4 protein-coding genes and 1 pseudogene are annotated in these 13394 nt (G+C 61.1%); 3 read left to right on the forward strand and 2 right to left on the reverse strand.

The genetic code is table 11. From position 1 onward, the window contains the following. Positions 1 to 70 precede the first annotated feature (70 nt). Positions 71 to 3811: a TIR domain-containing protein gene (locus LB541_RS18890; RefSeq protein ID WP_224619301.1), complete on the forward strand. Its 3741-nt coding sequence runs from the start codon at positions 71 to 73 to the stop codon at positions 3809 to 3811. Between the two features lie 678 nt (positions 3812 to 4489). Here LB541_RS18890 and LB541_RS18895 read toward each other — a convergent pair. Then, a pseudogene (locus tag LB541_RS18895) lies at positions 4490 to 4798 on the reverse strand (transposase); the annotation flags it as partial. Positions 4799 to 5464: 666 nt separating this feature from the next. Next, complete coding sequence (locus LB541_RS18900) at positions 5465 to 9283, reverse strand: WD40 repeat domain-containing protein (protein ID WP_224619303.1); 3819 nt, start codon at positions 9281 to 9283, stop codon at positions 5465 to 5467. A gap of 577 nt (positions 9284 to 9860) precedes the next feature. Here LB541_RS18900 and LB541_RS18905 point away from each other — a divergent pair. Together LB541_RS18905 and LB541_RS18910 are read left to right on the forward strand one after the other, a co-directional pair. After that, a complete protein-coding gene (locus LB541_RS18905) occupies positions 9861 to 12662 on the forward strand; it encodes a CHAT domain-containing protein (RefSeq protein WP_224619305.1) in 2802 nt (933 codons plus the stop codon). 36 nt (positions 12663 to 12698) lie between these two features. After that, positions 12699 to 13316 (forward strand): glycoside hydrolase family 108 protein, encoded by a 618-nt coding sequence (locus tag LB541_RS18910; RefSeq protein ID WP_224619307.1) that lies wholly within the window; start codon positions 12699 to 12701, stop codon positions 13314 to 13316. The last annotated feature ends 78 nt before the right edge of the window (positions 13317 to 13394 follow it).

The following is a 13394-nucleotide window of genomic DNA, read 5'->3' on the forward strand; positions in this document are numbered from 1 at the left end:
GGGCGGGGAATATCTCGGTTGCGCCTATTCCAGCCGCCGCGGTAAGCTGTTGCCGTCTTGGGAGACGGCGATGGACACGGCGACTTCTGACAATGAGGTTGTGCCGACACCGCCGAGCGCCGCACTCGCAACGGCCGGCTTCGACATCTTCATCAGCTATCGGCATGGCGGTGTCGATGAAGAGATCGCGACCCGGCTGCATCGGCGGCTCGAGGCATTCCGGACGCCAAGGGCGCTGGTGCGGAAAGGCATCCCGGCCCGCCTGACTCGCGTGTTCCGCGATCGCGAGGAATTTGCCACCAATAGCGACCTGACCAAGGCCATTCGTGAAGCGTTGATGGCGGCGCGCTATCTTGTGGCGGTCTGCTCGCCGCGCGCCAAGGAGTCTGATTGGGTTTCGGCCGAAATCGCCGCGTTCCGCGAGATGGGGAAGGGCAGCAATATCCTGCCGCTGCTGATCGAGGGCGATCCAGAGACCGCCTTTCCGCGCACGCTCTATTCGGGCGCCGCGGGTGAGTCCCAGCCACTGGCCGCGGATATCCGCGCCGATAGTCGCCGTAATAGCTTGCGTGCGCTCAACAGCGAGATTCTCCGCATTCTCGCGACGGTGCTAGGCTGCCGCTACGACGATCTGCGCCAGCGCCAGCAGGAGCGGGCGCGGCGACGCCTCGTCGCCATCGCCGCAGGCTCGGTCGCTCTCGCTGTCGTGCTCGCGATGCTGAGCGGCTATGCCTTATTGATGCAGGGCGCCGCGCAGAATGCCGAGGGGCTCGCCAAGCAGCGGCTTGCGGCCGCCCAGATCAATCAGTCGAAATTCCTCGCCGATGCCGCCGAGCGCCAGCTCGACGCCGGCAATGTCGATCTGGCCTCGGCGCTGACGCTGGTGGCCCTGCCGCATGATCTACAATTGGCCGACCGGCCGCTGGTGGACGAGGCGGTGGCAGCGATGGAGCGAACCATCAGCAAGGATCGGCTGGTGGGCGTGCTTGCCGGACACACAGGCTATGTGAGCGGCGCCGCTTACAGCCCCGACGGCAAGCTGATGGCCACCGCGTCGGATGACGGCACGGCGCGCATCTGGGACGCCGTGAACGGCGCCGAACTGCATGTGCTCACCGGCCACCTCTCGACGGTCCGCAATGTCGAGTTCAGCCCCGATGGGAAGACCGTGGTTACCGCATCGGACGATGGCACCGCCCGCATCTGGGATGTCGCGACGGGTGCGGAATTGAAGCGTTTGATCGGCCACGCTGCCGGCATCTGGCGGGCGCATTTCAGTCCGGACGGCAAGCGCATCGCAACGGCGGGATGGGACCGGGAAGCCCGGATCTGGGACGCCGTGACGGGCGAGACATTGCATACGCTAGTCGGCCATACGAACTATCTGGTGGACGCCGTCTTCTCGCCCGATGGCAAGGAGCTCGCGACGATTGCCAATGACAAGGTCGCGCGCCTCTGGAACGTCGAGACCGGAGCCGAGATTGCCACGCTGACAGGGCACGAGGGGACGATCAGCTTCGTCACCTTCAGCCCCGATGGCACGAAGGTGCTGACCGGCGGGCTAGATAGCTCTGCCCATTTGTGGAACGCCGCTACAGGCGAAGCGATCCGCACCTTCGGCGGCGGCGATTTCAACCTCTACGACGTGAAATCGGCGTCCTTCAGTCAGAACGGGCTCTACATCGTCGCGGCCACCGAGTACAAGAATGCCCGCATCTGGGAGGTGTCGAGCGGCAAGACCCAGCGTATCCTGTCCGGCCATACCAATTGGGTGAACGAGGTGGCCTATAGTCCCGACGGCAAGCTCATTGCCTCCGGATCGCAGGATGGCACAGTGCGGATCTGGGATGCCTGGACCGGCGCCGCATTGGGCGTGCTGAGCGGCCACCAACACTCGATTACCGGCCTGGCCTGGAGTCCGGACAGCAAGCGCCTGCTCTCAACCTCCCTCGACAATACGGCCCGCGTCTGGGATCCCAATATCGATCATCGGTGGCTGCTGGTGCAGGCACATTCTGACTATGTGAGCGGGGCGCACTACAGTCCTGACGGCAGGCTCGTGGTCACCTACTCGCCGGATAGGACGGCGCGCCTCTGGGACACCGACACCGGCGACTGGATTGCGACGCTGCAGGGGCACACAGACCGGCTGGACGATGCCGTGTTCAGCCCTGACGGCCAGACGCTCGCCACACGCTCCCAGGACGGAACGATCCGCCTGTGGGAGGTCAAGACCAGGAAACTCGAGCATGTTCTCGAGATCGGCAGCCCGTTGAACGGCCTCACCTTCAGTCCGGATTCGCGCCAGCTAGTCAGCTGGTCCGAGGACAGGATCGCGCGGCTTTGGGACGTTGCCGAGGGCAAGGAGCTTCGCCATTTCGAGGGCAATACCGATCATGTCGAAGACGTACAATGGACTCCGGACGGCCTGCGCGTGGTAATCCCGTCGATGGATACCTTCGCCCGCATTTACGAGGTGGCGACCGGCAAGCAGCTCGCGCTCCTCTCGGGGCATTCGCGCTTTGTCCAGAGTGCGCGGTTCTCGCGCGACGGCGCTCGGGTGATCACCGGTGGCTGGGACGGCACCGCTCGCATCTGGGACGCCGCGACGGGCAAGCAACTCGTCACGCTTCCGGGCCATGCCGATCTGATCAACGACGCGCTGTTCCTCGGCGATGGCAGCAGCGCCGTCACTGCGTCGCTCGATGGCGTCGTCCGCATCTGGGATACCGATGCCGGCGCCTTGCTCCGGCGGATCGACGTCGGGTCTGGCGTCGTCAATTTCGCTCTCAGCCCCGACGAGACGATGGGCGCGACGACTGACCAGGCGTTCAACGTCCGCGTATGGAACCTCCAGACCGGCAGCGAGATCGCCGCCCCAGCGCGGGCGCGCGACCCGATGGGCCACGTGGCGTTCAGCCCCGACAACAAGCGCATATTGACTTCCTCCGCGGCCGCCGACGGGCTGATCTGGATCTTCGATCTGCCGGAGCCCCTGCCCGAGGGCACCACGCTGCCGCTGCTGCAGGCGCGCTCACCACGGGCCCTGTTCGCCGGCGAGCGCCGCGATTTCTTCCTCGAGGAAGATCTCGAAGCGAACACCGGTACGACGGTGAATATCGACGAGTGCGACCGGCTTGCGGCCAACCCGTTCGATCCGGCGCGGACAACGGTGGGCGTGCTGCTTGCCTCGCTAAACGCCACCGCCGCGATCGATGCCTGCACTAAGGCGGTCGAGATGGCGCCGGGCGAACCGCGCTTCCTCTATCAGCTAGGGCGCGCCTACGAAGCCTCGCAGCAATTCGATCTGGCGCGCGCGAACTATCAGGCGGCGGTCGACAGAACCTATCCGTCGGCCTTCATGAATCTGGGGCTGCTCTACTTCAACGCCCGCGGCATCGAGCGCGATGTGGCGCGCGCCAGCGGCCTGCTGCGCACCGCCTATGAGAAGGGCGTGGTCGCCGCCGGCAACGCACTGGCGCTTGCCCTCACAGAATCCGCCGCACCCGCCGACCAGGCCGAATCCCGCCGCATCTGGCTCGAGGCCGCCGAGCGCGGCGACCCGGCCGCGCAGCTCCGGCTCGCGCGCCAGGCCGACACGGAGGAGCAGGGCGCCGACGACGGCCTCGCGGCGTTCCGCGGCTACGCCATCGCCGAGTGGCTCTACGCGGAAGTTGGCGACACGGCAACCGCCGCCATCGCCCGCGCGCGCACGGCAACATTGGCTCGCTCTTTGCCGCCGGAGGCCGTGGCTGCCGCGTGGGCCGAGGTGCAAGTGCGAAAGACTGCAATCGCGGCGCAACGCCGGTGAGGGGTAGCCGAGAGGTTAGGGGGCTTTTGGCCTTCTTTGCGCTCTGGACTGAGCGAACCCTGGGGCGACGACCGGCTCGTACCCCTTCTACCTCATCTCACACGGCCGTCCCGCGCAGGGGGTTCGTTCTTCGGCCCAGACGCGGGCGGGCCAAACCGCGCAATGCTCAGGTTCATCCTGTCTGGCGCGCCGATCTTGTCAGATACTCTAGGCGCGCACCGGTGATCTGCGGAAATCAAACGCCAAGTTCCTCGATTTAGCGAACGCCATCGGGCGGTCGATGAAGGCATTCTGCATTTGCTTTAGCAAGGTCGAACCGGCGGGTTTCGAACGGGCTGGGTGTGTGGCGGCGGCAAGACGATCCGATTTCGTCAGAACAGATTGGCGATGCGGTGCTGCGGGTCGCCGATCCCGTCGACGTCCGTGATCCCATGCCGGTCCGTTGGGACTTCCGAAGCCGGCGCCGTAGAAGTGCGTATGGCACTAAGGCGAAGTCTTGAAGCGTCCTGCCGCTGCGCTTGAATGATCACCCAAGAAGAAAAAGTGTAGTGTGCAGAGACGGCCGGGGAGCCCTTCACATCTCACATCGTATCCGGAGTGCGTATCCAGCATGGGCTGGGCAGGCTTGCGCGTTCGCGAAAAAGCTACATCCCAGCCTTTGGCCGTCGGCGCGGTGCTCAGCATCAGCGTCGCGTCGTGGATGGTCTGGAACAGAAAGGGCCGCGCCAATTCGCGGAACCAGCGAACCAGCCGTAGACCGCCTGAGAGAGCCCGAAGCGGATCGGCAGCAGCCGCCAGCCACAACCGGGGCGGACCAGGTAGCGCACGGGGTTGATCACCTCCGGGAAATCGGCCTCACGCGAACGGCCACGACGCCCGGGCTTGGGCGTCAGCAGGCTAATCTGGTCCCATTCCTCGTCCGTCAAATCAGATGGGGTAACGCTTGGCGATCTGGGCCATCTGGCCACGACTCTGTTTTGTACCCATCCAGAGCCTGAATCACAACTCGCCATCACCCCAGCTAAGCGATTTTCCAAACGGCCTCTTAGAAATTCGGAAGGCTTGGGCCTCCTCGAAGATCCCAACTCCAGTCTGTATTGCCACCACCGGTTGACAATGTCTCGACATAAGTATTAGTATATCTCTTTATTACATACTCATCATGGGTTTGGGTAGAGGATCCTCCTAGTTTCTTAGCTATCGCCGTAAATATAGGTGTCTCGTCACCGCAGAAAGCGGGATCGTTCGACTTAATCACCCCTGCGAATGTATCCGCAACAAATCGCAACTCAACTTTGAATACAAAACCGCGATTAAAAAAAAGTATAAACATACTGTAATGCGATACGCAGTAATTGTTACCAAGAAAGTCCCAGCCCTTTATCAAGGGCGGTCTCTCAAAAACTCCGTATCGAATAGATTGATTCTTATACTCTTCAGGCGAAGGGAAACTATCCCATTTCTGTCCAGGGACCACATCGCTAAAATGCTTTCCCAGTAGAAGACCCAGCTCCAGAGGCCGATTATGAAGGAATGTAGTGAATTCGAATTGAGTGGCGTGGACCGGGGATAGCGGCTTGGCCTCGCTTGCGATCGCAGCGTTGGTGAGGGCTAGCAACGCCGCGGCTATCCCAGCGATTGCGCGAGGGTTACTCATTGCTGCGCGCTCGTCGACATTTGGATCGACCGCCTAGCTGCAAGAAAGGAGTTCGCGACACGCTCTGGCGCCAACAATTGTGCGAGCATTGATCTTTGCTCGGCTATCTGTTGAGCGTGAACAAGATCGCCGTCACGTTCGTAGGCATACTGCGCGTTGATATATTGCGAGAAGGCCATCTCAAGGTCTTTCGGCGATAGACTATGCTGTTGATAGAGCCAGGCAAGGCCGGCAAATCCATCTGCGTCACCTTTTTCAATCGATCGAACAAAGTGCGACTTTATCTGCTCGAGATCTCCTTCGCCCGTTGTCAGGAGAAGCCACCCCAGCCTGGAATCGGAAAATGGTGCCCCCAGATCGCGAGCGCGGGTGTACTCGGTCAAAGGGTCCGTGAGGCCTTCGCCACCAAACTCGTCAACGAAGCCGAGGTCTCCCAATCCGATGAGAGCTGCTGCGGCCCCGTTGCTAGCTGCTGCATTGAAATTGGATGCGGCGGTTGCAAAATCACCCTCGGCCTCCGCGATTAGTCCGCCCTTGAGGGTCCCCTTGTCGCTCGTGGATCCTGATTGACAGCCGGTTGGGATAATTACCTGTTGGCGCGCGCGCGCGGCTCCCGACAGGCGATGAGGCGGAAGGCCAATATAGTGTTCCCTTTCATAGGAACAAGTTTCCGACGCGCCAGACGAGCCGTTTGCGGGCTGCTCCAGCTTCCCCGCTAACGATCCCGCTAGCGGCACGAAACCACGAGCCAATGATAAGAGCACGTTGTCGGCTACGACTAGCGCAGGCGACACGTCCCACCTCAGCAAGCGCCCCCGCGCCGTGGTGCCGGTTAATTGAGAGCCATCAGGCTGGAAGGAGAAGATGAGAGTACCAGAGCCATCTCCCTTGAGGAGTCCACGAGGTACTCCATCAGGCATATGCCAGAGTTTGATGTCACCGGTCAGCAGCGTGGCGGCCAGTAAACTGCCAGTTGGGTCGAATTGTATTTGACCGACACTAAATTCATCAGAAACCAGAGTACCGTCGCGCGCTGATAGGACAATCAGCTTGCTCGCCGAGCCAGAGGGCAGCACCCGCCAAATCCGTATAGTCCTGTCGTAAGAACATGTCGCTATCCATTTGCCATCTGGGCTAAATCCGGCGGTGGACAAGCGGCCCTTTTGCTCCTCAATTCGAACGATCTCTCGTCCCGTAGCCAAGTCCCAAATTCGCGCCGTCCCATCCCATGAAGCGGTAACGGCCCTCTCCCCTGAGCGATCGAACTGAATTGATAACACCCGATCGGTGTGCCCCTCTAGCGTGAACCCCTTGTTTGCGTGAAGGTCCCACACCAACCCCCACCCACTACCTCCCTCGGTTCCGCCAGAGGCACCTATCCAACGTCCGTCTTCGCTGCTGGTCACGGAATAGCCCCATCCGAGCGGTGGCCCCTCCGGGGCGCACTGCGAAGTCGTCTCCGCGATTTTGCACACTTGAAGCGTCCCGTTGACCCCGATGGCAGACAAAGTGGCCTGATCGGGCGAGATATTGAGTGAGCTAATTACACCATTGTCGTGTGAAATTCGATTAACCTTCGACCCGTCAGTCTGCCATTGAAGTATGTCGCCGGTCCGAGTTCCAATAAAAGCTCGTCGTCCATCAGCTGAAAGTGCCAATTTGCTAGGTGGAGCGTCTACGGAAATTGAGTAAATGGGCTTCCAAGGCGGGCCGCTCCAAAGACGGACTAGCTTGTCTTCGATGCCAGCAGTTAGTGCCCAATGGCCGCCGCTCGCGAGAGCATTGATTGCTGGTCCATCGTGGGCTTGGCGCGAGTCAGAGACTGAGGCCGTCTGCACGAGCCAAAGGCGTGCGGTCCCATCCAATGATGCGCTCAGCAGCCACTTTCCGTCCGGACTAAAGCTCAGATCCAAAATGGGCGCAGTGTGCCCACGCAGCAGCAGAGTCTCAAAAGCGGGGGACCTTGCGTCGCTAATGTCCCAGAGCGCAATGGTTCCATCGGCGTAAGCCAACGCAACGCTGTCACCATTCGGAGCGAATGCAACTCGGGTAACCGCCTCGCCGTGCTCTGACGCTGTGTTTGTAACCTCTGATCCTGATCGAAGATCCCAGAAGCGAACAACTCCATCAACGCCGGCTGTAGCGGCAAAATCCGCGGCGGGGGAGACGGCAATGTCCGTGACACCTCCCTCGTGCCGACCAATACCGATCGCTGCTGGCCATTGGTGCTCTGATGTCAGCCACAGACGCCCGTCGTCCGTGCTGAAAACGAACTGTCCGGCTCGCCCGAAAGCGCCGTTTGTAACCTTGCCTGACGCGCCATGAACCAGCTCTGGTGGCGCCTTGCGGTCCAACGGCCGTATTTGGAGGTCACCGGTCGCCAAACCAAGGACCAAGCAGTTGCAAGTTCGGCCGAATGCAATAAACGATGATCCCGCAGTCGAGTCGGCCCAGACCGTCTCATTCTCCGAAACGTTCCACACTACCAGCTTTCCGCTAGTACCTACGCCGGCCGCGAGCTGTTGGTCATTGCTTAGAGCGAGCATGACAGCAGGCTCGCCAAAATTGTAAGGTTTGGGAGAGAGATCCGAGCCAGGTGCACTCCAGAAGGTGACGTTGCCGTTTGCCGAGCCGGACGCGACGAGCCCTCCATCTGACGTTGCTGCAAATACATCTCCAGCAAGTTGAGCGCTCCCAGATGGCCGAATCGCTTGCCCCTTGCCTCGCCTCCACGCAATCACTCTGTCATCTGCACCAATGGTTACTATCGATGTACCGGCGGGTCCAAAGAAGGCTCTCAACACCGCATCAGCATGGGCGCGTAACGTCGCGCCAAATGTTTCCTCAGAAAGACTGCTGGATATTGCAGTTATGGACTCGCCTATTAATGCATGATCTGGCTCAAGCATACTCGGCGTCTCGACCCCGGCCAATCCCGCTACCAATGCGTGATCGGGATCTTTCTTGCTCAGTTCCTCGGCCGCAAGCCGAACCGACATCTGAGCTCGCGTTGTGAGGGCGACTTGGAGTGCAGTCAAGGCGTTTGACCGCTCAGAAAAACCCCATATAGCAAGCGCCGTGGTGAATGCAGCAATGCAAAAGCCGGCAATCGCGAATCCCAGAATCGCCCTTTGACGGCGTCGATGCTCCTCGCGGCGTAGAAGTGGCAGGTATCGATCCGGAACGTCATAGAGCGCTGCGACTAACTTTGTGACGCCATCATCAAGCGCGTCACTGAAAGTGCTGCCACGCCACCCGTTGTATTCTCGGAGATCTATCCAATCCCAGCGCTCTCTCTCCGAGAGGCGCCCGGGGTACAAACCCTCGACGGCGCCTGGGCCGAAGACAAGATCGATCGGGCGCTCCCCAAGGCTCGTCGGAAGACTGCCAACGAAATGGTCGATCTCTCGAACTAACCAATTGTTCTCACTTTGACCATCGCTCGATCGAATACTCTCAAGTGCCAGAGGCGTGGATACCACAATGAGCCGAGCCGACTTATCGAGAGCTGGAAACACCTTCTTAAGAAGAAAATCGTCGCTTGATTTTTCGTATGAGGTGTCTAACCAGATTTGGGGCCGGCGTTCGTAAAGCTCCTTGTTCTCGGGTGACAATTCGGCGACGATTTCCAAGGGCAGACGAGTCCGCTGCAGTTTATTTCTGATCCAATGGGCGAGTTGGCTTGCATCACCCCGACGGTAAGAAATAAACGCATCGTAGTCGTATTTCTGATGGGCATCGCTCTTAGATAGTGGCGAGATGTGCCCGGCCCGCATGCCAATCGCAACCTTCGGTTCGTCGCTCTCTGCAGTCATCTGGCTGAGCCAACTTTGGAAACCGCGACACGCCATATCAGGCGGGCAATCAAAACTCGTTTTAGACGAACCTCTTGAGGGACGCAATTTATAAAGGCGCGACGATACAACCGCACCCCAGAGCGCGCTTGCGCGCTCCATCGGCTTTCTGTCACGATCTGTTTGTGAGCCTCGGCCGAGGTGACTTGCCATCCGATTTTCTTCATTACGCTGTTAAAGGCGTCTCAATACCGAAAGCCGGGTTCCCTTTTGCGCGAAAAAATAGGGTCCGGACTCCGTGGTCATTGACACCTCTGCTCGCCTCTTTCACTATGATCCTTTGTCGTTCGAGGTGAACTTGAGTAAATTGCATGGGGTGTAGCCCAATGCATGCGCACAACAGTATAAAATCTAGAAGGATAGCAATCGATTTCTGCAGGCGGCTAAGTGGCCTGCTCGGTGCACGCGATACTATGAGGTGGCGGTCGATAAACTATTGAAATTCCTACAATTAAGCTCAATGGCGGCGCGTAAAAGAGACTGTCTATCAGGTATCGGCGTAGCGGAACGGGCTACTTCGTCGTCACAAGGGGGCGTGATGAGTGATACTGATCCGCGCGAAACGCAGAATGACAGGATCGATCTTTGCGTCGTTCATGGACACCTCGCCTTCGCGCGGTTCCCCGTTCTTGTCGGTCATTACATCGGCGACACCTTCGCTGGGACGGAAGCCCGATTGGATCGGGCTTTGGGCTTCAGGCTCACCGAGCGACGCAAGCTGGGCCTGTACCCCGGGCGGATCGGAACCTGCGCCATTCTCGTCGATCCGAGCTGGCGGCCCTCCGGGGCCGTGGTCGTGGGACTCGGCCAGCCCGCCAGCCTTTCGATCGGCGCGCTTCGCGAAACACTGCGTCGAGGAATTCTCGCCTTTATGGTCGAGTCGCTGGACCGGGCTTACGTCGGCGCGAACTCCGCGGACCCGAAGGCACCGATGGGACTGAGCACTCTTCTGGTCGGGGCCGGTGGAGTGGGTCTCGACCGCAACAGCTGCGTGCAAGCGCTGCTTCAAGCGACAAGCCAGGCGAACGCCATGCTCGCCGGATTGCAAAGGAATGGCGCCCGGCTCAGTGTAGTCGAAATTATCGAGCTCTACGAAGATCGCGCGTACGAGACATGGCGGGCCGTAAGGAAGGCGATCGAGAACGACCCTGTTCTTGAGGGCGTCTTCAGGCTCCCGCCCCGCTTCAGCCCCCGCGGCGGAGGCCGCCGCAATGCGCCGATCTCGCCGGACCCGAACTGGTGGGAGCCGATCCAGATCACAGTGCCCCCCGTCGGAAGGGCGGAGGATCGCACCCTCTCGTTCACCGTCGGCGGCGGCTTCGCGCGGACCGAGGCGCGAACGATCGCCGCCAACCTCGACATCGTCGCACCGCTGATGCGCAGGACGGCTCAGAATGTCGACCTCGACGGCGCGCCGATCTCGCCCGGGCGCATCCTGTTCGAATTGCTGTGGCCGGAATCGCTGAAGCACCGCAGTGCTGAGGAGCAGAACAAGCGACTCATTCTCGACGAACAGAGCGCGGCGTTTCCGTGGGAATTGCTCGATGACCGGCGGCCCTGGATGAGCGCCGAGGACACGAACGCGCCGAAGCTCGCGCCACCCGCCGTCCGCGCCGGGATAGTGCGGCAATTATTGCAGACCCAGTTCTCAGAGAAGGTCTTCGCTGCTCGGGGCAAGCCCAAGGCGCTCGTCATCGGCGATCCGGGCGCGGAGCCCATGAAGGGCTTTGGCGCGCTCCCCGGCGCAGAAGCGGAGGCGACGGCCCTCGCTGAGCTCTTGGGCGCGACGAGGCAAAGCCACGACGTGACGCTGTTGGTCAAAGCGGCGGCCACCCCGAACCAGATTTTCAAGCAACTCCTGGGGCAGGCATGGGAGATCGTGCACATCTCCGCCCACGGCGTCGTCGACTACGACATGACCGGCGCCGACGGAGTCAACCGGCGGGTGACCGGCGTGGTTCTCGGGGACGGCGTCGTGATGGGGCCTTCGGTGCTGTCGAAGCTGCCCGTCAGCCCCGCCGTATTTTTCGTCAATTGCTGCAACCTCGGCAAGATCGACGCGACGGCCGAGGACAAGGCCCGGCAGGAGAGCCTCGAGGGGCGGCCCGAACTGGCGGCGAGCGTAGCCGTGCAATTGATCCAGCTCGGCGTGCGCTGCGTTGTCGTCGCCGGCTGGGAGGTCGACGACGACTGCGCCAAGGCGTTCGGCCTGCGCTTCTATTCAGAGATGCTCGACGGCGCCAGGTTCGGCGAGGCGACGCTGCGGGCAAGAAGGGCGGCCTACGAAACAAAACCAGACAACAACAGCTGGGGCGCGTTCCAATGCTACGGCGACCCCGACTATCGCCTGCGCGTCGTGCCGGCGCCGCCAGCGGCTACCGACGAGGCCGACCAGTTCGTGGGCGTTTCGGAGGCGATCATGGCCGCCGAGCAGATCAGCGGAGACGTGAACGTCGGCCTGGAGCGCGATCTGAAGGTCCAGCAAGACCGGCTCGTCAAAATCGAAGGCGAAGCAATGCGGAAGGGCTGGCTCAAGTCGGCGCCGCTCTGCGCGGCTCTCGCGGAGGCGCGGGCGGAGCTTGGAGCTCTTCCCGAGGCGATCGACTATTATTCCGCAGCAATCAAGAACGAGACGGCTGCGTTCAAGCTGAAAGCGGTCGAGCAGCTCGCCAATCTCCGTTCCCGCAACGCTGTCAGCGAATTTCGCAGGGGGCTTGCGGAGGGGAAGAGTCCAGCGGATGCGATCGCGGCGATCCAGGATGCGTTGACCAAGGTGGTGTCGCTGACCGAAGCGGTGGGTCCGACGCCGGAGCGCCTCTCCCTGGAAGCGGGCTGCTGGAAGCGGCTTGCCCAGGTTCAGCCTTCGGACCCTGCCGCGAACGATGCCCTTAAGAGGATGAGGGAGTGCGCTGAAATGGCGGTCGAGCTCGGTGGGAACGATTATCCCCGATTGATCGCCTACAACGCAGCGATCTGCTTGGCCCTGCGCGACGGAACGGCTTGCGATGCTGTCGTTGGTAGGGACCTGCAACGCATCGTCGAGCAGCCAGCGCCCGATGAGGCGGACTTCTGGACACTTATCCAATCGCCCGACGCCCGGACGACTGTCGCCATCATGAATGCGGCGCAGGAAGACTCGGGCACAATCAAAAATGCATACAAGCGCGTCTGGCGCTATATTGGCTCGCCGGTCAAAATGCGGTCCGTGACCGAGCAGCTTGAATTCTACGAAGATATTTTCAGAGGCGGGGCAAGCGAGACCGATACGACGCGGCAGCGTATCAGAGTGTGGGTCGCGGAACTCAGACAATTCATCGAGAGTGAATTCCTGGCCAAGTGACATTTTCGGCCAAGACAACATGGAAGGAGATTAGCCATGGATGCTGCCTACAACGACGCTCTCGCCTTTGTCCTTCGCTGGGAAGGCGGCTTCGTGGACGATCCGCAGGACCACGGCGGTCGCACCATGAAGGGGGTGACCCAGAACGTCTACAACGTTTGGCGCGCGAGCCAGGGCCAGCCCGCTGCGGACGTCAAGGGGATTTCGAATGCCGAGGTCGCCGCCATCTATTCAAACAATTACTGGAAGAAGGCTAGGTGCGATGTGCTTCAATCTCACATCGACCTCGTCCAGTTCGACACCGCGGTCAATATGGGACCGGTGCGTGCGGTGAAGATGCTCCAGCAGGCCGTCGGAGTCGGCGTGGACGGAAATTTCGGCGCGAAGACGCAGGAGGCCTGCGACGCGTGCAGCCCCCCGGACACGGTCGCGCGCTACTGCTCCATCCGCGAAGCGCTCTACCGCCGGTTCGCGCAGGCGCCGGGGCAGGATAGGTTCCTCGTTGGCTGGATGAACCGCCTTAATGCGCTGCGCGGGGAAGCAGGAGTGCATGGCTTCGCGAAGCGCGGGCCCCACGAGACCAATTTCGGCGACACGGACCATATCGAACGCGTGCCCGACATCTCGCCAGACGAAACGATTGAAACATGGTGACGGCGCAGGTCCGCTCCTTGAGGCGCGTGGTCGTGGGCACGACCTTGCGGAAGTCCACTGTTCAGAGGGAAGCAACTC

Origin of the sequence: Mesorhizobium sp. BR1-1-15 (genome assembly GCF_020165475.1) — a bacterium.
GTDB lineage: Bacteria > Pseudomonadota > Alphaproteobacteria > Rhizobiales > Rhizobiaceae > Mesorhizobium.